The sequence below is a fragment of the Nostoc sp. LPT genome, assembly GCF_017115165.1.
Classification (GTDB): domain Bacteria; phylum Cyanobacteriota; class Cyanobacteriia; order Cyanobacteriales; family Nostocaceae; genus Nostoc.
The window spans coordinates 1-21,788 of sequence record NZ_JABXKF010000178.1 but is presented as its reverse complement, the minus strand read 5'-3'; the positions used below and the strand labels follow the sequence as shown (position 1 = coordinate 21,788).

Annotated in this window: 21 protein-coding genes; 9 read left to right on the top strand and 12 right to left on the bottom strand. The window is 42.3% G+C overall.

The window, feature by feature from the left end; all coding sequences use genetic code 11:
• Position 1: 1 nt before the first annotated feature.
• A complete protein-coding gene (locus HWQ58_RS35085; protein WP_292872995.1) occupies positions 2-454 on the bottom strand; it encodes a retroviral-like aspartic protease family protein in 453 nt (150 codons plus the stop codon).
• A 25-nt stretch (positions 455-479) separates the two neighbouring features.
• The gene (gene csaB / locus HWQ58_RS35080) at positions 480-1,517 is read right to left on the bottom strand and encodes a polysaccharide pyruvyl transferase CsaB (protein WP_292873056.1); all 1,038 of its coding nucleotides are present in this window, start codon (positions 1,515-1,517) and stop codon (positions 480-482) included.
• A gap of 499 nt (positions 1,518-2,016) precedes the next feature.
• On the opposite strand from csaB, the gene HWQ58_RS35075 reads away from it, so the two are divergent.
• The 5 genes from HWQ58_RS35075 to HWQ58_RS35055 all read left to right on the top strand — a co-directional run bounded on the left by HWQ58_RS35075 (position 2,017) and on the right by HWQ58_RS35055 (position 5,297).
• A complete protein-coding gene (locus HWQ58_RS35075) occupies positions 2,017-2,352 on the top strand; it encodes a DUF2499 domain-containing protein (protein WP_292872993.1) in 336 nt (111 codons plus the stop codon).
• Positions 2,349-2,648 carry a DUF3593 domain-containing protein gene (locus tag HWQ58_RS35070; RefSeq protein ID WP_292872991.1) on the top strand — a complete coding sequence of 100 codons (300 nt, stop codon included), beginning with the start codon at positions 2,349-2,351 and terminating at the stop codon, positions 2,646-2,648. The genes HWQ58_RS35075 and HWQ58_RS35070 overlap by 4 nt, the downstream gene beginning before the upstream one ends.
• Before the next feature lie 197 nt (positions 2,649-2,845).
• Positions 2,846-3,619, top strand: a complete 774-nt coding sequence (gene hisA / locus HWQ58_RS35065) for a 1-(5-phosphoribosyl)-5-[(5-phosphoribosylamino)methylideneamino]imidazole-4-carboxamide isomerase (RefSeq protein WP_292872989.1) — start codon at positions 2,846-2,848, stop codon at positions 3,617-3,619.
• A 210-nt stretch (positions 3,620-3,829) separates the two neighbouring features.
• Positions 3,830-4,558 carry a Uma2 family endonuclease gene (locus tag HWQ58_RS35060; protein WP_292872987.1) on the top strand — a complete coding sequence of 243 codons (729 nt, stop codon included), beginning with the start codon at positions 3,830-3,832 and terminating at the stop codon, positions 4,556-4,558.
• 334 nt (positions 4,559-4,892) lie between these two features.
• Positions 4,893-5,297 (top strand): hypothetical protein, encoded by a 405-nt coding sequence (locus HWQ58_RS35055; RefSeq protein ID WP_292872985.1) that lies wholly within the window; start codon positions 4,893-4,895, stop codon positions 5,295-5,297.
• Between the two features lie 181 nt (positions 5,298-5,478).
• Here HWQ58_RS35055 and HWQ58_RS35050 read toward each other — a convergent pair whose 3' ends face one another.
• Together HWQ58_RS35050 and HWQ58_RS35045 are read right to left on the bottom strand one after the other, a co-directional pair.
• Positions 5,479-5,670, bottom strand: coding sequence for a hypothetical protein (locus HWQ58_RS35050; protein ID WP_292872983.1), 192 nt, complete (start codon positions 5,668-5,670; stop codon positions 5,479-5,481).
• A gap of 413 nt (positions 5,671-6,083) precedes the next feature.
• Positions 6,084-6,689 (bottom strand): DUF3318 domain-containing protein, encoded by a 606-nt coding sequence (locus tag HWQ58_RS35045; protein ID WP_292872981.1) that lies wholly within the window; start codon positions 6,687-6,689, stop codon positions 6,084-6,086.
• Positions 6,690-7,027: 338 nt separating this feature from the next.
• Here HWQ58_RS35045 and HWQ58_RS35040 point away from each other — a divergent pair, with 338 nt between their 5' ends.
• Entirely contained in the window at positions 7,028-7,288 is a 261-nt protein-coding gene (locus HWQ58_RS35040) for a hypothetical protein (RefSeq protein ID WP_104906465.1), read from the top strand.
• 82 nt (positions 7,289-7,370) lie between these two features.
• Here the strand turns inward: HWQ58_RS35040 and HWQ58_RS35035 are convergent, their stop codons facing one another.
• The 5 genes from HWQ58_RS35035 to HWQ58_RS35015 all read right to left on the bottom strand — a co-directional run bounded on the left by HWQ58_RS35035 (position 7,371) and on the right by HWQ58_RS35015 (position 13,063).
• Entirely contained in the window at positions 7,371-9,050 is a 1,680-nt protein-coding gene (locus HWQ58_RS35035; RefSeq protein WP_292873054.1) for an iron uptake porin, read from the bottom strand.
• A 131-nt stretch (positions 9,051-9,181) separates the two neighbouring features.
• Positions 9,182-9,808 carry a Crp/Fnr family transcriptional regulator gene (locus HWQ58_RS35030; RefSeq protein WP_292872979.1) on the bottom strand — a complete coding sequence of 209 codons (627 nt, stop codon included), beginning with the start codon at positions 9,806-9,808 and terminating at the stop codon, positions 9,182-9,184.
• A gap of 431 nt (positions 9,809-10,239) precedes the next feature.
• Positions 10,240-10,908, bottom strand: a complete 669-nt coding sequence (gene phoU / locus HWQ58_RS35025; protein ID WP_292774849.1) for a phosphate signaling complex protein PhoU — start codon at positions 10,906-10,908, stop codon at positions 10,240-10,242.
• Positions 10,909-10,937: 29 nt separating this feature from the next.
• The gene (locus HWQ58_RS35020) at positions 10,938-12,257 is read right to left on the bottom strand and encodes an ATP-binding protein (protein WP_292872977.1); all 1,320 of its coding nucleotides are present in this window, start codon (positions 12,255-12,257) and stop codon (positions 10,938-10,940) included.
• A 53-nt stretch (positions 12,258-12,310) separates the two neighbouring features.
• On the bottom strand, positions 12,311-13,063 hold the full coding sequence (locus HWQ58_RS35015) for a response regulator transcription factor (RefSeq protein WP_292872975.1): 753 nt from the start codon (positions 13,061-13,063) through the stop codon (positions 12,311-12,313).
• Between the two features lie 513 nt (positions 13,064-13,576).
• Here HWQ58_RS35015 and HWQ58_RS35010 point away from each other — a divergent pair.
• Together HWQ58_RS35010 and HWQ58_RS35005 are read left to right on the top strand one after the other, a co-directional pair.
• Positions 13,577-14,560: a hypothetical protein gene (locus tag HWQ58_RS35010; RefSeq protein WP_292872973.1), complete on the top strand. Its 984-nt coding sequence runs from the start codon at positions 13,577-13,579 to the stop codon at positions 14,558-14,560.
• A 53-nt stretch (positions 14,561-14,613) separates the two neighbouring features.
• On the top strand, positions 14,614-15,693 hold the full coding sequence (locus HWQ58_RS35005; protein WP_292872971.1) for a hypothetical protein: 1,080 nt from the start codon (positions 14,614-14,616) through the stop codon (positions 15,691-15,693).
• A 562-nt stretch (positions 15,694-16,255) separates the two neighbouring features.
• On the opposite strand, the gene tkt is transcribed toward HWQ58_RS35005, so the two are convergent.
• The 3 genes from tkt to HWQ58_RS34990 all read right to left on the bottom strand — a co-directional run bounded on the left by tkt (position 16,256) and on the right by HWQ58_RS34990 (position 20,383).
• Positions 16,256-18,283, bottom strand: coding sequence for a transketolase (gene tkt, locus HWQ58_RS35000; RefSeq protein WP_292872969.1), 2,028 nt, complete (start codon positions 18,281-18,283; stop codon positions 16,256-16,258).
• Positions 18,284-18,641: 358 nt separating this feature from the next.
• Positions 18,642-19,892, bottom strand: a complete 1,251-nt coding sequence (gene fabF / locus HWQ58_RS34995) for a beta-ketoacyl-ACP synthase II (protein ID WP_292872967.1) — start codon at positions 19,890-19,892, stop codon at positions 18,642-18,644.
• A 236-nt stretch (positions 19,893-20,128) separates the two neighbouring features.
• On the bottom strand, positions 20,129-20,383 hold the full coding sequence (locus HWQ58_RS34990) for an acyl carrier protein (RefSeq protein WP_292872965.1): 255 nt from the start codon (positions 20,381-20,383) through the stop codon (positions 20,129-20,131).
• A gap of 420 nt (positions 20,384-20,803) precedes the next feature.
• On the opposite strand from HWQ58_RS34990, the gene HWQ58_RS34985 reads away from it, so the two are divergent.
• The gene (locus HWQ58_RS34985; protein WP_292872963.1) at positions 20,804-21,709 is read left to right on the top strand and encodes a CoB--CoM heterodisulfide reductase iron-sulfur subunit B family protein; all 906 of its coding nucleotides are present in this window, start codon (positions 20,804-20,806) and stop codon (positions 21,707-21,709) included.
• The last annotated feature ends 79 nt before the right edge of the window (positions 21,710-21,788 follow it).

Genomic DNA, 21,788 nt, shown 5'->3' with positions numbered 1-21,788 from the left:
TCTATATTCTCATCACGGGATAGTTAGGATGTTCAGGATTTGGGATAAGTTGTTGATTTCTACAGTCCACCAGTAAATCCAGCGTTTCTAAAACCGTCTGTCCAATCAGGACTATATTACCTGTAACTAATGTGGCTTCCGTAGTTTCCCGTCCTGCCAATTCAATAATTACGGGTTCAGTTACTCCTATAGATTCTTCACTACCATTGGCGTATTGAGCAATCTGCTGTCCTCGAATTCTCAAACCAAGTTGCTGGACAATAGACATGGGTAGTACAGTACGTACTGCCCCTGTGTCCACTAATGCTTCTGTTTCATACACCCGCAGCATATTTGGATTGAGCATTCCTCGACTGACAAGCGCTTCATCAATGGCATTCGTGAGCTTGACTTTGACTCGAACTGCACCCATAGGTTGATTGCTGGCAGAATTGGCACGATTGAGATTTACCATAATCTGTGTAATTTTGGGAAATTCTTTAACTTAAAGCTTCACTCAATAACTCGCAGTGCAGTAAAGCACCATCCACCAAAGATTGGATTTTCTCTGATGATAAAGCCTCGCCATTGGCGTAATGCTCCATCCAAGTTAAACCAATTAAATTGGGGTCATCGGGTAAACTCGCTAAATCCCACCCAGGCATTTCCAAGTCTTCCATGAGACGATTTACTTTGGGGTCATAACTGAGAGCAAAACAGCGACAACCAACAGCCGCAGCCATAATTAAACTGTGTAGGCGCATCCCAATTGCCATCTCCACGCCGCGAAACACACCTTTTAAAAGTTGCGGATCTTCTAGACACAAAATTTTGCTAACATCTTTAAGATGTGGTTGAATAGCTTCGGCAATACTTAAATCTTCACTTTTTTGAAACGGTAGTAATAAAATAAAAGCCTGTGTCGCTTTTTGAAAGTCAACCAAAGCACGGGTTAAATTTGCCAGACGTATTTCTGTAAGTTGGGGATGCGATCGCAACGTTACCGCAACTCTCGGCGCAGGTAAATCCCAAAGTCCTGGTACTGGTTTAGATTCCAACGCCCAAACCGGGTCAGGAGCTATAATACAAGGAATTTGCCAATCGGATAATAAAGCGGCACTGGCGCGATCGCGGACACTAATTTTGGTACAATTACTAAAGGTTTGCTTTGCCAACCAACGAGTTTGCGGGCGCACTAACGGGCCAATACCTTGTGCCCAAGCAACAGTTTTCAAACCCATTTTCTGCGCTAATGCCATCAGCCCCCCATAATAAAATGGGCTAATAGTACTGGTAACATCCTGAATGAGACTCCCGCCGCCCCAAATCAAGGCATCACAAGAGCGTAAAGCTTGTAGTACAGCTAAGGGAGCCATGCGATCGTAGGTTTCTACATTGTAGCGATCGCGCGTTTCCTTTGGATTACCAGAAAGCACCACAGGCGTTACGTGAGATGGTAACATTTGCAAAAGCGTTGCTAACAAAGCTTCGTCACCACCATTACCTTTACCGTAATACCCAGACAATAATGCCCGCATTTTGACCATTTTGGATTTTGGATTTTGGATTTTGGATTAATAGCTATTGTTAAATGAATCTCTGTCCCCGATACAGATGGTAAACTCATTCCTAAGTTCTATTTTGAATAGTGCAGAAGATAGTTAGAACTCCCTCTGAACTTGGACGTTGAGCTTCTGAACTCGGACGTTGAGCCTTTGAACTCGGACGTTGAGCCTTTGAACTCGGACGTTGAGCTTCAGAACTCGAACTTTGAGCCTTTGAACTCGGACTTTGAGCTTCTGAACTCGGACGTTGAGCCTTTGAACTCGAACGTTGAGCCTTTGAACTCGAACGTTGAGCCTTTGAACTCGGACGTTGAACCTTTGAACTCGAACTTTGAGCCTTTGAACTCGAATGTTGAACCTTTGAACTCGGAATTTTTAAAATTCTAAAAGAACAAGTAAAGATTTTGTTTAAACAAATATAAAATTCAAGCTACATATCACCTTGACAGTGCTACTCCCCACTCCTAACTGTATGAACGCCCTATCGATTCCCACCTGGATTATTCATGTTTCTAGCGTTATTGAGTGGATTGTCGCCATTTGGTTAATCTGGACTTACGGCGAACTCACTAATAACCGCAGCTGGTGGGGATTATCCCTTGCCATGTTACCAGCTTTAGTCAGCGCGATGTGTGCCTGTACCTGGCATTATTTCGACAACGCCGAATCTCTGGAATGGCTGGTAACGCTTCAAGCTACCATGACTTTAGTTGGTAATTTTACACTTTGGGCAGCCGCGTATTTGATTTGGCGTTCTACCAAATCTGTTAACACTGTTGAACCAAAACCTATTAAATCAGAGCAATGATTTCTAAAGAAACCCTGTTTGCACTTTCACTGTTTCCCTATTTGGGTTTCTTGTGGTTTATCAGCCGCAGTCCGCAAATGCCGCGTTTGGCGCTGTATGGATTTTACGGCACTCTCGTTTTTGTTGCCATTACCATCCCGGCGGGAATTTATGCTGTACTGCATTATGGTAAGTCTTTAGCCAATGTAGATTGGTTACACGGTGGTGCAGAACTATTTTTGACGCTTTCTAACATCTTGCTTGTGCTGGGTTTTGGGCAAGCTGTAAGGCAATTAAAAATGAAAAATGAAAAATAGTAAATTCAGCTATAGCAGTCCTAAATCATTTGTGAAATATTTTTGGAGTTGGCTGTCATTAGTCAATAGTCATTTGTCCTAAATAAATTGCAAATGACTATTGACTAATGACCAAGGACAACCATAACAAAAATTTTCACAATCTCATTTAGGATTGCTATATAGATAGTGTTTGGATTGCAATGAGGAAGAGTTAAATGGACGTAATTCCAGCGATTGATTTACTAGAAGGTCACTGTGTGCGACTGTATCAGGGAGACTACGATCGCTCGCAAGTTTTTAGCGAAAATCCCGCTGATGTTGCCAAACAGTGGGTAGATGAAGGTGCTACTAAATTGCATATAGTTGATTTAGATGGTGCCAAAGCAGGTAAAGTAGTAAACCTAGAGGCAATTGAAGCGATCGCTCAAGCAGTGTCAGTACCCATTGAAATTGGTGGAGGATTGCGCGATCGCACCAGCGTACAACAAGTATTTAATCTAGGCATACAGTGGGCGATTCTCGGAACCATCGCTGTAGAACAACCCCAGTTAGTGCAACAACTCTGCCAAGAATTTCCCGAACAGATTATTATCGGTATTGATGCCCGTAATGGCAAAGTAGCAACTCGCGGCTGGTTAGAAACCTCGGAAGTTTTAGCAACTCAACTGGCTGTACAAATGCAAGAATTGGGCGCAGCCGCCATAATTTACACAGATATCCACCGGGATGGGACACTTACAGGTCCAAATTTAGAAGCTTTACGAGAACTTGCAGCAGCAATTTCTATTCCGATAATTGCTTCTGGTGGGGTAAGTTCTATCACCGACTTGTTGAGTTTGTTGGCGTTAGAACCTCAAGGCGTGACTGGTGTGATTGTCGGACGTGCTTTGTATACTGGGGATATTTTACTTAAAGAAGCATTCCGAGGGATTGGCCCTGGGCGTATTCAAGATATTCCACCGAATCTCGGTTTTTCTAGCTTTGCTTGACATTTTCTGTCTTTCTAAGTTCCCAAATGCAGTCTATTTGTAGACAGGAGTTTTGTTCGGCGTTGCTGATTAAATGTATGAATCTTGGAATTGCTAGCTCTACAAAATCATTTTCATTCCTGCATTCAGCAAGCCTTGTGTTCCCATGCCCGCAACCAACTATAAAAAATGTCATATTACTTTTTATCCCCCCATATTTAGGAGGTTCCCATGACCTCAGCACAGACACCATTAGGCATTGAATCAACCCTACCAGACCATAGGCAGCTACCAGAATCTGACGGGACTTTTGGGAAAAACTTGCAAGAACATCCTGAAAGTTTATTACTGACAGATTCTATTGAGCCAATCTTGCAGAAGCTGCATCCCAATGGACAATATTGCATTGGTCAAGATAGCGGTATTTATTGGCGCATGACTGAACCACCAGAAAGAGGAGCACAAGCCCCAGATTGGTTTTATGTGCCAAATGTACCACCAACTTTAAATGGTCAAGTCCGCCGTTCTTATGTGCTATGGCAAGAATATGTTGCACCTCTGATTGTGTTGGAATTTGTCTCAGGGGATGGTTCAGAAGAACGGGACAAAACACCCATTACAGGAAAATTTTGGGTTTATGAGCAAGCAATTAGAGTTCCCTTCTATGGCTTTTATGAAGTGAAAAAAGCCAGTGTCCAGGCGTATCAATTGCTTAGAGGTGAATATCAGCTAATACCTGCTAATGAACGCGGACATTATCCGATTGAACCGATGGGTGTAGAGTTGGGGATTTGGCAAGGCCGCTATCAAAATTTAGAATTACCCTGGTTGCGCTGGTGGGATAATCAGGGTAATTTGCTACAAACAGGATGGGAGCGATGTCTACGACGGGCTACGCCTACGCAACGCTTGGCTACTAAACTGAGAGAATTAAATATTAACCCCGATGAGTTAGTTTAATTATTTTAGCAACTATCTTTAGATAGATAGGGGAAACACTACGTGATTTCTCATTAGAAATCCCTTGCTAGTAGGGAAAAATCTTTATCTCATATTGAGTTACTTTTGTCAAGGTGTAATTACTTGTATAGTTTAATAAATCAGCAAGGCCCTCTATGGACTGAATCTATATTCATGCTTTCAGTAGATGCAGTTATGACTTTACAAATGCGATTATATATATGTTCTCAAACAATATATAGTTGCTGTTGTTCAGATAAAAAAATCAGATTTTATGCGACTCCAGTAACTTTGGTTTTTAGCTAATTGTTTGATGTTTTGAGAAGGTAAGATAATGAATAATATCCTAAAGCGCACACTTCTACCCAGCCTGATGGCTGCCAGTTTAGCTGGTGTCACCTTAGTTCCGGCAAAACCTGCTGCTGCTGATGACCAAGTACTAAGAGATGTAGGTATTGGGGCTGTTACCAATGTGGTAACAGGAGCTGTTAGGGGAAATGGTAGTGTATTAGGCAATGCTGTTAAGGGTGGTGCGACTGGCGCAGCCGTTAATGGTGCAAATGGTCTGAGAAACACTCGTAATCGTAGTCACCGGAACGCTGCTCAAGATGTCGGAGTCGGTGCTGGGGCTAGTGCATTGACTGGTGTAATTACTGGTGATAAGAGAGATACCCTTGGCAATGCTGTTGATGGTGCAGCTGTAGGTGCAGCAATCCATCTATTAACCAATCATAAATAATTAGTAAATTCATCAACTGAAATACTTTACCAACAGTTAACGCATTTATCCCTCCCTAATTCCTCTCCTTCCTAAAAGCAGCAACCTCCTTTCCCGATCAGGGAAGGGAGGTTGTTGGCTTATATTTATTTGAGATATATGCCACCGTCAGATCGGATGACGTTAGGTTTAATAGTAATCCCTAGCCCTTCAACGCCTTTCTAAAGTTTCGACGATAAGATTGATTTGTAATAAACAAAGCTGGCCATAGCAAAGATAAACCAATCCGATTGGTGAAAGTTGGATTAAAATTAGTCCGTCCAAACCCATTCCAAAATTTCCAAGCCCCGCCTCCGTAAACCACTATCAAGCCAATAAAAATTAAAGTACCCATTCCTATCAACTCCGTTCGTAACTGACAGAATTTAAGTTAAGTTTTACCATACGAGGTAATCAACCTCATAAGCGACACCGAGAAGGTATGACAAAACTCCCCAGTTTTTGATATCTAAGTAAGTTAAACACACATCTCTTATTCCAGTGTAGAATAGCCTCATGGATTGCAGCCAGTTTGAGCCTCATGGATTGCATTTTCTTGCCTAAACACTAGAAGTCTTGGTCTAAATGCACAAAGCTACAGTTGTTACTGAAAGCTTGCTGGAGTTATAAAAAGCGAGAAATTAAGCTTAGACAAGACCAAAACCTCATCTGAAAATTTAGAGGTTTTTGATTGAACGCTCTCAAAAACTCCATATAAACACCTTTGACTTTAAATGTTGCTACAAATGGATAGCAAAGACATTTATTCTACTTATCATAACTTTCTGGTATACCTACTGGTGATAAACCTGCGATCGCTCGTAAGTTTTGGCAACGAATCAACTCAGTAAAATTGAAACTGGAACGCCCTTCAATTTTGGCTACTGCTTCAATTGCAGATAACAGATGCTGTGCTGCTTCAGCTTCTGAATAACCGCGCCGTTGTGCTATCTTAATTGCGGCGGCATCGGCATTTAACTCTGACTCTTGAGATTTATTAGTGCGCCAGATCCTCCAAGCAGCGATCGCACTTAATCCCCCAGCGACAGCAACGCCTACTACATCTGACTGTGCTGCTTCCAAGAATCCGCCTAACAGCCCAGCTAACACCACGCCTTGATAAATGTCGGGTTTAAACCACTTCACCCCCGTCAACCAGCTAACCATTTGCAACAGCAGCAAGTCTCGTTGCGGCTTTGGCAAGCGACGCCACAAATCAAAATTAATATATATCGGTCGCGCTTGGTTCCAGGGTTGGGGAAAGGAAGCATCAATCACTTTTGCTTGCTCTGGCTTACTAACGATTTTTGTCGTCATCCGACCAGAAGCTGGCATTACATCTAACAAACGGCGAATTTCAACATTTGGCTCCATAAATTTAATTATTAGCCATAATGTGCATAGTAACTAGTACCGCAAGGCGGAAGTCAAAAGTTAAAAGTCAAAAGTCAAAAGTATTATGGAATGGGCTTTTTAAGGATTTTAAATGGTTGCTCTATTTACGCCGTAGCGTACTAGGTGTGTAAAAAATAAAGTTTTCATGTTAACCTTTGATTTATGGATGCTTTGGCAGTCTTGAATAAATTCAGATCGAGCCATAAAAATATTGATGAAGCAGTTTGATAGTGTAGCGGTATTTTATAGTATTCGTTTGCCGCTAAATTCAAAACCTCAAAGTTTTGGCTTGCCATTAAGACTATATTTGTAACTACATGGACGCTTTTGCTACCCTCCCACCTGAATGGACAAATAAGGCAATACATGCATACAATTTTTGCTGTCCTAACTGCCACTCAAGTAGCCTAGAAGCTGAAAAAGTTTGGCTAAATCGGCGATCGCCTGTACTTACAGAAGACCGTCGTCGCAAATGGCAAGAGTTCTACTACTGTCACTGTGGTTCTGTGTGGTGGGCTTGGAGTAGCGATCGCCCCCCAAAAGATATATCCAATCAGCCAGATTATAATCCTACATAGCTCATTTTCTTCCTAAATAAAACCCCACTTTTAGGTGGGGTTTTGTTTATCTAATTCTGAGCCTTATATTTCATCACCAATTTTAGAAGGTGAAGGTAGTACGTAGAGTACCTACATATTCAGTGTCGTTAGCCTCGTTGTGCTCTGGATTGAAGATTACCAACAAGCCAGGTGTTACCTGAATATTATCGGAAATATTGTATTTGTAAAGACCCTCTAAGTGATAAGAAGTACTGTCGTCGAAGGTAGTATTGCCGGCGACATTTTTGATACTACCACCAGTAACTCTGGGTGGTTGACCAAAGATCACACCTAAAACGTTGCCTTCTCCACCAAAGTCTTTTAAAGCAAGCGATCCAGCCCAGTACCAAACATCTGCATCTGCACCCGCATTAGCACCAGTAAGAGCATCAGCAGTTGTATAACCCCCCCAACCACTAATAGCCAAGGTAGAGCCAAGTTGAAAGGTAGCTTCTACACCGTAGTTATTGGATTCAGTGCGAGTACCACCCCCAAAGGGATTATTGGCAAAAGCGCTACCTGTTCCTTGGAAGAGACTGTTAGCTGCATTGCCAGCGAAGTAACTATGGGCATAGGTTAGACCAATATTGAAGGCTTTGCTGGGTTTGAAAGTTAATTGACCGAAGATGGTGCTATCACCATTCAACAGCCCATTATTAAGACCGGGATTATTAGCACCAAAGATATTACCAGCTCCACTTGAAGGTGCTAAATAAGCACCAGTCAAACTGATAGCTTTGTTAGGATTTAAAGTAACAGTCAAAGCCGCAGAATTTTGACCTTGACGGTAAATCGGGCTAAAACGTCCATAGCGAGAGAGCGCACCTCTAGCAGAGCTTGCAAAGTCAGGGTTGAAGGCGTTTACGTTTTCCCATAATTCACCACCAGTAGCGTCAACTTTGACACGCACCGCGTCAGAAAAGTTGAAAGCGTAGTTGATTTTATCAATAAAAACAGCGTTGCCGTTATCTCCATCAAAAGACAAGCGGCTCATGTTAGTACCAGTACCGGTTGCAACACCACCAACAACGCTACCAACATTAGAAATGGTATTGTTAGCAGTCAAGCGGACTTGCAACTGGTCTGTACCAGTGAAATTGCTCAACAAGTTCAAACGAACGCGATCGCTAAAAGTGGTGTTATAATTCAAGTCTTGAGTAGGAGCACCACCAGGAACTGCTCTAGTGTCGCCAAAAACATCAGATACGGCGAAAATTGCTTCTCCAACCAACTTGGTGGTAGTGGAGAACTGATTAGCTTCCAACTCAGCAGTGCGGGCTTCTAGTCCATCAACACGACCGCGCAGAGTTGCTAGTTCAGCAGAATATTCTTCTTGTAAACGCTGTAAAGTAGCTAAATCTTGTTTACTGACCAAATCGGCAGTAGCTGTAGCAATCAGTTCGTTAACCCGGTCTAAACAGGCATTCAAACCTGCGGCAAATTCATAACGGGTTAAAGCACGGTTCCCACGATAGGTACTGTTAGGATAACCTGCAATACAGCCGTAGCGCTCAACTAGAGATTGTAAAGCTTGGAATGCCCAATCTGTAGGCTGCACATCCGAAAACTGAGAAACTGATGTCACCTGACTCATGTCGTTAGACTCTTGAGTTTCAGATAACTGCTCAACATTTGTTATCTGTTCATTGACTTCAGCAGCTAAGGCACTATTAGCAAGGAAAAATGTAGCAGCTAATACAATCGGACTAACCTTAAAAAGATTCCAGAATCGTTTTGTCATGTTTTTAATTTCACTCACACCTACAATAATCCAGTCATGAGAAAATGCTTTAAGCACTTCTGTTTTGTGGATTTCACACACAATCACAGCAACGATTATACCTTTATCCTGTGATTATTACAAGCAATTAGTTAGCATACTGCTGAACTATAATTTTTAATTAATTTCTTTGGTAAGCGCAAAATAATGCGGCGTTTGTGACGTAAAACTGTTCCTTCTTCCTCTAACTGCTGTAGGAGTCGGGTAACTGTTACTCGCGTAGTATTTAAGACTTCAGCAATATCTTGATGGGTAACATTTAAATCAATTAGCTTGCCCTTATCTACGTCACGGCCAAATTTTTCACTTAACCAGACTAAAAACTGCCATAAGCGTAGCGAAATTGGTTTTCGATGCACAATGCTTAGTAGATCCTCTACTTGTTGAATATGAGATAACAAAGCATTAATATCCTGATGCCACAAATGAGGTGGCACAATGCTTACTTCCACACCCGTGAGACATTCAATTTGGTAGGGCTTGACTCTAGACAAAGGATAGCCAATCAGATCTCCTAATCCCCAATAACCGAGAGTGATGAATGTTCCATCTTCACTCCACGTTAAGGTACGAACTGCACCGTATTCAATCCGCCAAAGTACATCATTGTGAGGTGGAATTACCTCCCGACGGTTAAATATCTGCTGAGGTAATTGTCTGCCCAAGGCAGAGCTATTTGACACAGCAGAATTTGAAGTAGAACTTGGGAAACACATCATTAATCGTAACTACATAATTATCAGGGAATCTTGCTATTTAAATGATTAAGAAACTCTAATAATTTGTATTAACAATCACCTATATATCTGAAAGTCTATTCTTTTCAATCAGAGCTAGGGACTAATTTAAAATATTCTGATAACAATAACTTTTGCTTATGGTATCTATCAGTGAGATATAACCAAAATTTTTATTTATTTATTTGTTACTTTAATTGTGTAAGTTTAAGAATAGGTAAGCTTTTAGTAAAATATTGAATTAACTTATTTTTAATTATTTGGTATTTTCTGAAGCCTAAGTAAGTATGGAGGCGCAAATAATCTATGAAGATAGTAGGGTGGAATGGCGCTTACTAAATCGCTGGATTTAGATCCCCGACTTCTTGCAGATACCCGGAGGGTAGAAGTCAGGGATTTGGGCGGCATATCAATTAGGAACGTTGACCAGTGACAATATATGCTACCCTTTGACCGATATTCGTAGCGTGATCTGCCATGCGTTCCAGACAACGAATTGCCAGCGCCAGCAGTATAATTGGCTCGACTACACCAGGCACATCCCGTTGTTGGGCTAAAGTCTGATAAACGCGATCATAGGCATCGTCTACAGTATCATCCAGATGCTTTAAACGGCGTCCACCAGCTTCATCAAAATCCCCCAAAGCCTTTAAGCTAGTTGCTAGCATCGCCTGCGCGTGAAGGGACATAGCTTCAATGTCGGGCATTGACGTATGAGGCGCGTAAGGAAAAATTTTAATCGCAATCTCAGCTAAATCCTCAGCATAATCGCCAATGCGCTCTAAGTCTCGCACCAGCTGCATAAAGGCACTCAAGCAGCGCAAATCGGGGGCTGTAGGCGCTTGTAGCGTCATAATCGCCGTACAGTCTGATTCGATTTGTCTATAAAAGCGATCGATCTTTTTATCTAATCGGGGGAGTTCCTCAGCTGCTGTTAAGTTACGAGCAAATAACGCTTGGTGGCTGAGGCGAAATGATTGTTCTACCAAGGCACCCATGCGTAATACATCCCGTTCTAAGCGCCTAATGGCGCGTGCGAGTTGTGGTCTTTGAGGATTGGGAGTATAATCGATGGCTTTCACACTTGTTGTCTTAAAGGTGAAGAATATTACTAACTATAGTCTTGGCTTAAGGAGTTCGCCATAACTTCCGGAAATTGGAGTTGCATCCACGCACCACCAGTTTCTGGATGGTTCATCGCTTTGATTGAACCACCGTGGGCAATTAGAATTTGCTCAATGATCGCTAATCCTAATCCATTACCAACGATCGCTCCTATGGAGTTACTATCTTGGGGAGAATGAGTTCGCGCTTTATCTCCTCGATAAAATCGCTCAAAAACGTGGGGTAAATCTGCCTCCGAAAAGCCAACTCCAGAATCAATAAGACTTATTTCCAAAATTGGGGAAGCAGGATCATTATCCTTTGTTGATAAGATTTTCGCTTCAACGTAAATGCTTGTACCAGGAGGACTGTACTTAATGCTATTGTCTAGCAAGTTGAGAAAAACCTGGTAAATCCGGGCTTTATCTGCTTTAATCCAAAGATTTTCTGGGCCAGAATAAGAAAAAGACAGATGTTGACGCTGTGCTAAGGGTTCTAGTGTTTCCCAAACAGATGTAATGAGCGATCGCAATTCTACAGCTTTGGCTTGCAATTGCATATTTGGGTTTGCTTCCATTTGGGTGAGGTCTAACCAGCTTTGCACCAAGTTAATCAGCCGGTCAACTTCTTGCATGAGGCGGTTAACCCAACGATTTAAAGGTGGTTCCAAGCGGATTTGTAAAGTTTCTACAACTAAGCGAATCGAAGTTAGCGGCGTTCTGAGTTCGTGTGCTAGATCAGAAAAAGAGCGATCGCGTGCTTGATTTATATCTAATAGGGGTTGACGATTTTCTAAAAAGACTCCCACTTGTCCATTGGGTAAAGGCAAGCTAGAAGCACGCAAAGCTAGAGATTTGATTGTTGCCATCTCTGCTGCATCATCACAAGATGGATGAAATATCCATTCTCCCGTTTGTGGTTTTTGCAAATCACGAGTTTGCTCAATTAAATGGTCGAGTTCATAAGACCTTACCAACTCCAATAACAAGCGTACTTGTTCTGGTTGCCACCTTTGCAGATACAAAATTTCCTGCGCCTGTCGATTACACCACAGCAGTTGATTTTCCTCATCCACCTGCAAATATCCCACAGGTGCAAAATCTAGCAGGTCTTGGTAAGTTTGCAACGACTGCTGCAAATCTTGCCGCTGCTGTTTCACCATCGCTATTTCCTGCCGCAACCCAGGAATCAGCAGCAGTCCCATCTTGTAAGAATGCGAGGTTAACGGTCGGAGTAAACGCCCCAGGTAGTGGTTAAGTTGAACCTGTTGCCAAACCCAAAACCCAATGCCTACCGTTAAACCCAGAAAAAATCCCAATAAAAGCATTTGAGTTGTTAGTTTTTTGGTGACTACTAAAAACTAACAACTATCCCAACTAATTATCCAAACCTATAGCCAAAACCTCTTACAGTCACAATATATTCGGGATGACTGGGGTCTTGCTCCAATTTTTCGCGCAACCACCGAATGTGAACGTCTACAGTTTTACTATCGCCGACAAAATCCGGCCCCCAAACCTGATCGAGCAATTGTTCCCGTGACCATACCCGGCGAGCGTAACTCATAAACAGTTCCAGCAAGCGGAACTCTTTGGGAGAAAGACTCACTTCTTGACCACGAACCAGCACGCGACATTCTTGGGGATTCAAGGAGACATCCTTAAATTTTAATACAGGTATTTGTGGCAAATTACTTAGGCGTTGGCGGCGGAGTAAAGCGCGACAACGAGCAACTAACTCGCGCATACTAAAGGGTTTGGTCAGGTAGTCATCTGCACCCACCTCTAACCCCAAAACACGGTCAGTTTCACTACCCTTAGCACTGAGCATTAAAATCGGTACTGGGTTGCCTTGATGACGTAGCAAACGGCAAATATCTAGCCCATTAATTTGCGGCAGCATTAAATCAAGAATGACCAGATCAAAGGGAAGTTCCCCTGAATTGGTTTCAAAACTTTTGAGATACTCTATAGCAGACCGCCCATCGGGGGCAGTTATCACCCCGTAACCTTCTTCTTCCAGAGCTACAGCTAGCATTTCCTGGATTAATTCTTCATCTTCTACTACTAGAATACGGCTGGTTTGTCCAATGTCCGTTCTGGCAGAATATTTGGTCGATTCACTGGTATACATTGATATCACAAAAGTCTAGGACTGTGCTTGTATCAATTAGGATGATTAAGTCTATTATCTCGCCTTACTGCAACCACACTTCTACTAGGGTTAATTCTTTTAGATTTTCTTTACAAAAAGTAACATATACCACAGCAGTCTCCTAAATAATAAATCACTGTGGCTGCAAGCTTCTAATAGTTTTTTAATTAAAGACTTTGAATTTCCGATTCTGTCTCTACAAGATCCAAAGACATTATTGCATGAAGGATTATCTTGACAGAGGAGATTAGTTTAGGTATATTTATCTTAGTACAAAAATACTACTAAACCTTAAAGGGAAAACTATACCTGAAAAACAGAAAGACATATATGTGGAAAATTCTTACCCATTAAGTCTTAGATGTGGATCATTTCAGTATTTCCACCGCGTTAAAAATGTTGATTTAAAGGCTACTCTGATGTCTGCATAGGGTAGTCATTGGTATGGCTTGCTACCCAATAAATAATTTGCCTATTGAAGGGAGTTGGAAGATGACTACAGTTGGAGTCAAGGACAGCAAACAACAACTAATGCAAGCATTTCAACAAATTATTATCCAAAGAAAAAAACTTGAATCTAAAATAGCAACCAAACAAGAGGAAGCAGAAAAAGCAAAAAGTCAAGGAATTCTGCAAGCAGCTTCTGCATATACAGTTGATAGTATTGTCAAAGGTTTAGCTGATTTACAATTAGAGTTTGGCAGTATTCTCAACGGATTATCTGAAAAACTAGCTCAGGAAAATTCCAAGTTAGATGAATTGAACCGAGCTATAGAAATTGAAACTCAACGCCTACAAGAACTGGAACAAATTAGAGTTGTAGCAGATACTCTAGACATTTTAAGTCAAGAACACCAAGAAAAATTAAAAATTCTTGAACAAGATACTATTAGCAAAAAGGAAGCACTAGAGAAAGAAATTATAATTAGGCGGAAAGAATGGCAGAAAGAGCAAGCAGAGTATGAAGAAAAACTCCAAGCATATAACGATTTATTAGCCAAAGATCGCCAGCAAGAACAAGAAGAATTTCAGTATAAGTTAGAAACTACTCGAAAATTCAGTACAGACAGCTACGAAGGGATAAAGCGCCAACAACAAAGGGAAATACAAGAAAATTCTCAAAAGAAAGAGAAAGATTGGGCAGAACGAGAAAAAATCTTCGCTGAACGCCAACCACTCTTTGCAGATTATGAACAAAAAGTAACTACATTTCCTAGCGAACTGGAAGAAGCCGTTAAGAAGGCTAGAGAAGAAGCAATTAAAGAAACAAGCCAAAAAGCTAAAATCGAGGCTGATTTATTTGAAAGAGAATGGGAATCTAACAAACAGAGCTATGAACAAAAAATTCAATCTCTGGAAGAAACAATTAAGAAACAGTCTGAGCAAATAGAAGGCATTTCTGCTCAATTGCAAACTGCATTAAAACAAGCACAAGACTTAGCTATGAGGGCTTTTGGTAGTTCTAATCCTAAATAGTTGTGAGTCTGTAGCATCTTAATCATCTTGAATTCCTGAAGAGGAGGTTTGTTGTGGTGGGGAAAAAACCGACTGATAAGAATACTAAAGTAGAAATTCTTCAGGCGTATGAAGAGTTAGCAAAAGAAAAAGCAGCACTGAAATCAGAACTCGATAAAGTTGCCAAAGAAAACCAGTCTGGAACTAAAGAACAGCCTAAATTAGAACAAAAAATAGCTATGAATCAGCTTTCTAGTATCCAACAAAAAATGAACAATACAATTGAAAGCTTGGCGAAGGTTCAATTAGGTTTTGGCAGTGCTGCTAATGAATTATCGGAACAGCTAACCACAAAAGCCTCTAAGTTGGAAGAAATCAGGCGAATTTTAGAAAAAGAAATCCAACAATTAACACAGTTGCATAATTTAGAAATTTCTGATGATATCTTGGATACTCTTATCCAAGCCTATGAAGATAATACTAAAGCTTATCAGGAAGAATATAGCCGACGTTCTGAAGTGTTATTCCAAGAAATACTAGAGCAAAGAAATACTTGGGGAAAAGAACAGGAGGAACAGCAACGGGCGATAAAAGAACGGAATGAAAACTTGAATAAAACTCGGCAACGCGATGCAACAGAGTATAAGTATAATTTAGAACTCCAGCGACAACTGCAAAATGACGAATACGAACAAGAGCAGAAAGCGCTATATAAGCAACTGGAAGAATCACTACAAGAAACAGAAAAGCAGTGGGCTGAACGGGAGAAAGCAATTTCTGAGAGAGAGAAACAATTTGAAGAGTTAAAAGCTAAGGTAGAAGCTTTTCCAAAAGATAAAGAAGCAGCCATCAAAAAAGCTACAGAAGAAGGCAAAGGCATCGCCCACTACCAAGCTAAAGTAAAATCAGATTTATATTCTAAGGAAGTGGAAGGGCAAAAGCGTTTCTATGAACAAAGATTACAATCTTTAGAACAAACTATTACTAACCAAGAGACACGAATTCAAAATCTTTCTAAACAACTCGAATCCGCTCTCAAACAAGTTCAGGATTTGGCAGTTAAAGCTATTGAAGGTAGCTCAAATGTTAATTCATATCAGGCAATCAAAGAAATAGCTTTAGAACAGGCAAAGACTCAAGCAAAAAATAAATAAGCTAATTTATTTTTGATAAAAATTGCAGAGACTTAATTTAATTTAAGTCTCTACAAGTAACTCTAATACTTTTTATTCGGTTTTATTTGGTTTTTTGAGGTCTGGGGGAGGTTGTATTTTCTTTTTCTTTGTTAGGCTAGCCTGCGTTTGCTTCAATGGTTTGTTAGAATTTTGTTCTTGACTAGACATAATGCTAAGTTTTAATATTTATCTTACGGGTATTCTTGATTACATCAATATATCACAGAGAATTTAAGTTTAACTGAAAAAAGTTAGTAAATAATGTTACATCTGTAAAAACATTCACTTTTAACGGGATAAATACAAATCTTAATAGGCATCTGCTGAAAAAATTATGCTTGAGTTGAGTCTAAAGGCTCAAGTTTACCTCAAACCATACTTTAATGAATCTTTATTTTAATTAGGTATTTCTTGAGTAGCATTTCATCAAAAAATTAAATAAGCTATGAATTATAAACAATCTGTACTCAGCGCTTCTTTGCATAAAAAAAGGCGGGCCTTTCAGCCCACCCCAAACTATTTTGAGAATATTCTGTTGCTATTAACCCAACAATTGTTTAGCCTTAGCTAACACATTATCAACGCTAAAGCCAAACTTCTCTAGACAAACATTGCCTGGAGCCGAAGCACCAAAGCGATCAATACTAACAGTATCGCCTTCAGTACCTATGTACTTGTGCCAACCGAAACTGCTACCAGCTTCTACAGACAAACGCTTGGTGACAGCTTTCGGCAGAACGGACTCTTTATAAGCCGCATCCTGTGCTTCAAACAGTTCCCATGAGGGTAGCGAGACAACACGGGCTTTCTTGCCTTCAGCCGTGAGTTTTTCGGCTGCACCGACTGCGAGGCTCAGTTCTGAACCAGTTCCAATCAAAATGATCTCAGGTGTACCTTCGCTATCAACCACGGTGTATCCACCCTTGGCTACGCCCTCAATTGATGTACCTGCCAAGTTGGGGACGTTTTGACGAGTGAACGCCAACAGAGATGGAGCATTTTGCTTCGCCTTTTCGATCGCTATTTTATAAGCACCAGAGGTTTCGTTACCGTCTGCGGGACGAAACACGGTTAAATTAGGAATAGCTCGCAAGGAAGCCAGAGTTTCAATGGGTTGGTGCGTGGGGCCATCTTCACCTTGTCCAATGGAATCGTGAGTCATCACCCAAATCGCGCCAGCTTGGGAAAGGGCGGATAAGCGGATGGCAGCACGCATATAATCTGTGAAGATCAAGAAGGTAGCACCGTAGGGAATTAATCCCGAAGCGTGCAGCGCTATCCCATTACAGATTGCGCCCATAGCATGTTCCCGTACACCAAAGTGGATGTTGGGGTTTTCGTAGTGCCCTTTTTGAAAGTCGCCTTTGCCCTTGACTTCGGTAAGGTTGGAGTGGGTTAAGTCAGCCGAACCACCAATCAATTCAGGTAAAACTGCCGCTAATTTGTTGAGGGAGATTTCTGAGTGTTTGCGGGTGGGTTGTCCTTTGTCTTCTGGAGTGTAGGTAGGTAGTACCTTATCCCAACCGTCAGGTAGTTTGCTGCTTATGTAGCGTTCAAAGTCAGCCGCTTCTTGGGCATACTTAGCTTTGTAATCTGCAAAAGTCTTGTTCCATTCGTCTTCGTAACCTGCGCCACGTTCCACTGCTTTGCGGGTATGGTTGAGGGCCTCTTCTGGGACTACGAAAGGCTCATATTCCCAACCCAAATTTTTCCGAGTCAATGCTATTTCGTCTCCACCAAGGGCAGCACCATGAACACCAGCGGTGTTTGCTTTATTGGGGGAACCGTAACCAATAATGGTTGTTACCTTGATGAAAGAAGGCTTATCGGTAACAGCTTTGGCTGCTTCAATTGCTTTGGCGATCGCTTCTAAATCGGTATTGCCGTCCTCGACGTGTTGGACGTGCCAGCCGTAAGCTTCAAAGCGCTTAGAAACATCTTCGGTGAATGCCACATCGGTGGAACCGTCGATGGAAATGTGGTTGTCGTCGTACAGAGCGATGAGTTTGCCTAATCCCAAGTGTCCTGCGAAAGAACAAGCTTCACCAGAAATTCCTTCCATGTTGCAACCGTCACCCACAATTACGTAGGTGTAATGGTCAACAATCTTGGTATCGGGTTTGTTAAATTTAGCGGCAAGGTGCGCTTCGGCGATCGCTAAACCGACTCCATTGGCAATTCCTTGACCCAAGGGGCCAGTGGTGACTTCCACACCTGGGGTCATGAAGTTTTCGGGGTGTCCAGGGGTTTTGGATTCCCATTGGCGGAATTGCTTGATATCTTCAATGCTTACACTGTCGTAGCCTGTCAAGTAAAGCAGGGCGTACTGCAACATCGAGCCATGACCGGCAGATAAGACAAAGCGATCGCGGTTAAACCATTTGGGATTCTTGGGATTAAACTTTAAAAAGCGATCCCAGAGTACAAAAGCCATCGGAGCCGCACCCATTGGTAGTCCTGGGTGTCCCGATTTTGCCTTTTCTACGGCATCAACAGCCAAGAAGCGGATCGAGTTAATAGCCAGTTCTTCGACGGACAATTCTTTGGCAAATTGGGTTGCAACAGTCATAATCTCTTGTTTTTAACGACGGGTTAGCACTCTTCGTAGCTTCTCTTGCTGGGGTTATTTTAGATTCCCCACAGTATCCTTATCATCCCACTCCCGCTTGTCGATGGACAAGCGGGATCTCCTGAGTTTCTGGTGATAAATCAAGCTGATAATTGGGTCATGCTGAACGCTTACTTTATATCGGAATGATATTTCTGATACTTTGGGTATGGGACATGGGGCATTGGGGAGCCACTGCGTTGGGCGGGTTTCCCGACTTGAAGCAAGTGGCGTCATGGGGCATTGGGCAAACGAGCAGAGTCGGATCAAACTACTGAATTCTGAATTCTAACTCCTGCCTTCTGCCTCCTAACTTCTTTTAAACGTATTTCTTAAAGGCCAGTGTGACATTATGACCGCCAAACCCAAAGGAATTGGATATTGCCACCTCGACTTTTTGAGCGCGGCTAGAGTTAGGCACGTAATCTAAGTCACACTCAGGATCGGGATTTTCCAGATTAATTGTCGGTGGAATTTGGTCATTAGCGATCGCTAGTACTGTTGCGACTGCTTCAATACCTCCAGAACCGCCCAATAAATGACCTGTCATCGATTTGGTGGAGCTAATTGCCACCTTATAGGCGTGTTCTCCCAAGGCTTTTTTGATTGCTGAGGTTTCAGTTGAATCATTAGCTGGGGTGCTAGTGCCGTGGGCGTTAATATAGCTAATTTGTTCAGGAGTTATGCCAGCATCTTTAAGAGCCAGTTCGATTGCTCTAGCGGCTCCGAGTCCACCAGGTACGGGGGAGGTGATATGGTAAGCATCACAGGTCATGCCATAACCGATCATTTCGGCATAAATGTGAGCGCCGCGACTGATGGCGTGTTGCAGTTCTTCTAGAATTAAAATTCCTGAACCTTCACCCAAAACAAATCCGTTGCGATCACGGTCAAAAGGACGGCAAGCATGAGCCGGGTCATCATTGCTAAAAGAGAGTGCCTTGCAGGCGGCGAACCCAGCTATCGACAATGGTGTGACAGCTGACTCCGTTCCCCCGCAAATCATCGCCTGGGCATATCCCCCTTGAATTAAGCGAAAAGCATCTCCAATGGCGTTAGAGCCAGCCGCACAGGCAGTTACAGGACAGGAGTTTGGCCCTTTAGCACCCGTGTGAATTGCCGTTAATCCTGCGGCCATATTGGCGATCATCATCGGAATCATGAATGGACTACAGCGATCGGGGCCACGGTTGAGGTAGATAGTTTGCTGGTCTTCTAATACCTTAATCCCACCAACGCCAGAACCGATCATCACACCTACCTGTTCTGCATTCAGGTCATTGATCGCTAACTCCGCGTTAGCTAGAGCCTGTTTTGCTGCCGCAACCCCAAATTGGGAAAATCGATCCATGCGCTTGGCCTCTTTACGCTCCAAGTAATCATGCGGATCGAAGTTTTTCACCTCACCAGCAATCCGGCAATCATGGCGAGACGGATCAAATAATGTGATGTAGTCAATGCCATTGCGTCCACTCAATAATCCATTCCAATATTCTGTTGCTGTGTTACCTATAGGTGTAATCGCGCCAACACCAGTTACAACAACGCGTTTACGTGTATGATCTGTCATGATTCAGTTAAAAATGGCGAAAAAGCTAGCAGGCAAAAAATTTGAGGTTAGCGACTAGGTACTAGTGAGCCAGCGCGATCTTAAAGGTTTCCTTTACGAGCGACTGGCATCGGATTTGCTGACTTCAAGTGACTGTCGTTAACGTCAGCATTAGTGACATTAGCAGCGTCAGGCGAAGAGTAGCTAGATATTAGAGAAAAATCTCCCCAATCCCAATCCCCAATTTTAATCCTCAGTTAAGCTGAGGCGGTAACTTTGTTATCGATGTAATCTACTGCGTCTTGAACCGATGTAATCTGCTCGGCAGCTTCGTCGGGAATTTCGATATCAAATTCTTCTTCCAAGGCCATCACCAACTCAACGGTATCGAGGGAATCTGCTCCCAGGTCTTCCATAAACTTGGCTTGTGGTGTGACTTTATCTGGGGGATCAACACTCAGTTGTTCGATGACGATTTTCTTGACCTTTTCAAAAAGTTCCGCTTGGCTCATAAATAAAAGTCCTTAACCACTTGCTACGATCTGCTCTTTAGAGGAGACATTGTTTTGAGCATATACATCTTATCGTCAAGCGCGATCGCCCGCATACTTCCAAGGGTTTTTCTGTTAGAAAACCTCTCCCATTCCTAAAATAAATCGGGTAAGTTTTCTCGGAACACTTGAGCAGTGGAGCGTACTACGCCATCGCCGATCCCATATATATGCTTTGGTTTTCCAATTATTGCTAAAACTTTTTACAATGTCTCGATCGGTATTTACAGCCTTGCTAGCAATTAAGAATATGTCGATGCTGCGACCTTTTAACCTAGAGGCTCAATGGGTAGCTAAACGTCAAACATCAGAATGGTGCTAACAAGGGAATGATAAAACAGTTATTGTTTAGAGCGATCGCTCTAACCCAAACATACTTCTATGCTACCTCAGACACTCAAATACGCTTACTTCCCCGGTTGTGTTGCTCAAGGGGCCTGTCGGGAACTTTACCAGTCAACTCAAGCGCTTACCCAAGCACTGGGCATTGAACTAGTTGAACTTAAAAAAGCTGCTTGCTGTGGCTCAGGCACATTTAAAGAAGATTCGCAACTGCTAGAAGATACAGTTAACGCCAGAAATATTGCCCTAGCAGAAGAATTAAATCTGCCCTTACTTACCCATTGCAGTACTTGTCAAGGTGTTATCGGTCATGTGAATGAACACTTGAAAGAGTGCAAGACTTCTAACCCTGTTTACATTGAACAGGTTAATGGTTTGCTAAATAAAGAAGGCTGTTCGCCTTATCGCGGCAGTACTGACGTTAAACATCTTCTTTACGCCTTAGTAACAGATTACGGTTTAGAGGAAATTACCAAACGTGTCACCCGAAAGTTAACTGGATTAAAATGTGCGGCTTTTTATGGCTGTTATCTCCTCCGCGCCCAAAAATCTATGCCTGATGACGACCCCTTCCAACCGGAAGCGATGGAAAATATGTTTCGGGCAGTGGGTGCAACACCAATTTATTATCGAGGGCGGACACAATGTTGTGGTTGGCCCCTTGCTAGTTATGCCACTACCCAATCTTTCAAGATGGCGGGGATGCATATTCAGGACGCTTTGACATCTGGTGCTGACTGTATAGTTACGCCTTGTCCTCTTTGCCACTTAAATTTAGATTCGCGTCAGCCAGAGGTAGAAAAGGTGATTGAACAAAAGCTAGGTTTACCAGTGTTGCATTTACCCCAGTTGATTGCTTTGGCACTTGGGGTTAGTCCAAAAGAACTGGGTTTAGACCGTCACATTGTTTCTACAAAGCCAGTGTTAGACAAATTAGGATTTTAGTTTATGGATTACAAGGGGCTTAAGGGGAGCATCTCAGTTTTTGAAGTGCCTCAAACCGACAATAATCCATTAAGGTAGG

What these genes read in the sequence shown, in the direction of transcription:
- HWQ58_RS35020 (WP_292872977.1), bottom strand. Translation starts at nt 12,257, where the DNA reads ATGCTTTTATTGGGATTTTTTCTGGGTTTAACGGTAGGCATTGGGTTT.
- HWQ58_RS35015 (WP_292872975.1), bottom strand. Translation starts at nt 13,063, where the DNA reads ATGTATACCAGTGAATCGACCAAATATTCTGCCAGAACGGACATTGGA.
- HWQ58_RS35010 (WP_292872973.1), top strand. Translation starts at nt 13,577, where the DNA reads ATGACTACAGTTGGAGTCAAGGACAGCAAACAACAACTAATGCAAGCA.
- tkt (WP_292872969.1), bottom strand. Translation starts at nt 18,283, where the DNA reads ATGACTGTTGCAACCCAATTTGCCAAAGAATTGTCCGTCGAAGAACTG.
- HWQ58_RS35060 (WP_292872987.1), top strand. Translation starts at nt 3,830, where the DNA reads ATGACCTCAGCACAGACACCATTAGGCATTGAATCAACCCTACCAGAC.
- HWQ58_RS35030 (WP_292872979.1), bottom strand. Translation starts at nt 9,808, where the DNA reads ATGATGTGTTTCCCAAGTTCTACTTCAAATTCTGCTGTGTCAAATAGC.
- HWQ58_RS35075 (WP_292872993.1), top strand. Translation starts at nt 2,017, where the DNA reads ATGAACGCCCTATCGATTCCCACCTGGATTATTCATGTTTCTAGCGTT.
- HWQ58_RS35045 (WP_292872981.1), bottom strand. Translation starts at nt 6,689, where the DNA reads ATGGAGCCAAATGTTGAAATTCGCCGTTTGTTAGATGTAATGCCAGCT.
- fabF (WP_292872967.1), bottom strand. Translation starts at nt 19,892, where the DNA reads ATGACAGATCATACACGTAAACGCGTTGTTGTAACTGGTGTTGGCGCG.
- HWQ58_RS35035 (WP_292873054.1), bottom strand. Translation starts at nt 9,050, where the DNA reads ATGACAAAACGATTCTGGAATCTTTTTAAGGTTAGTCCGATTGTATTA.
- HWQ58_RS35085 (WP_292872995.1), bottom strand. Translation starts at nt 454, where the DNA reads ATGGTAAATCTCAATCGTGCCAATTCTGCCAGCAATCAACCTATGGGT.
- hisA (WP_292872989.1), top strand. Translation starts at nt 2,846, where the DNA reads ATGGACGTAATTCCAGCGATTGATTTACTAGAAGGTCACTGTGTGCGA.
- HWQ58_RS34985 (WP_292872963.1), top strand. Translation starts at nt 20,804, where the DNA reads ATGCTACCTCAGACACTCAAATACGCTTACTTCCCCGGTTGTGTTGCT.
- HWQ58_RS35070 (WP_292872991.1), top strand. Translation starts at nt 2,349, where the DNA reads ATGATTTCTAAAGAAACCCTGTTTGCACTTTCACTGTTTCCCTATTTG.
- HWQ58_RS35050 (WP_292872983.1), bottom strand. Translation starts at nt 5,670, where the DNA reads ATGGGTACTTTAATTTTTATTGGCTTGATAGTGGTTTACGGAGGCGGG.
- HWQ58_RS34990 (WP_292872965.1), bottom strand. Translation starts at nt 20,383, where the DNA reads ATGAGCCAAGCGGAACTTTTTGAAAAGGTCAAGAAAATCGTCATCGAA.
- HWQ58_RS35040 (WP_104906465.1), top strand. Translation starts at nt 7,028, where the DNA reads ATGGACGCTTTTGCTACCCTCCCACCTGAATGGACAAATAAGGCAATA.
- csaB (WP_292873056.1), bottom strand. Translation starts at nt 1,517, where the DNA reads ATGCGGGCATTATTGTCTGGGTATTACGGTAAAGGTAATGGTGGTGAC.
- HWQ58_RS35055 (WP_292872985.1), top strand. Translation starts at nt 4,893, where the DNA reads ATGAATAATATCCTAAAGCGCACACTTCTACCCAGCCTGATGGCTGCC.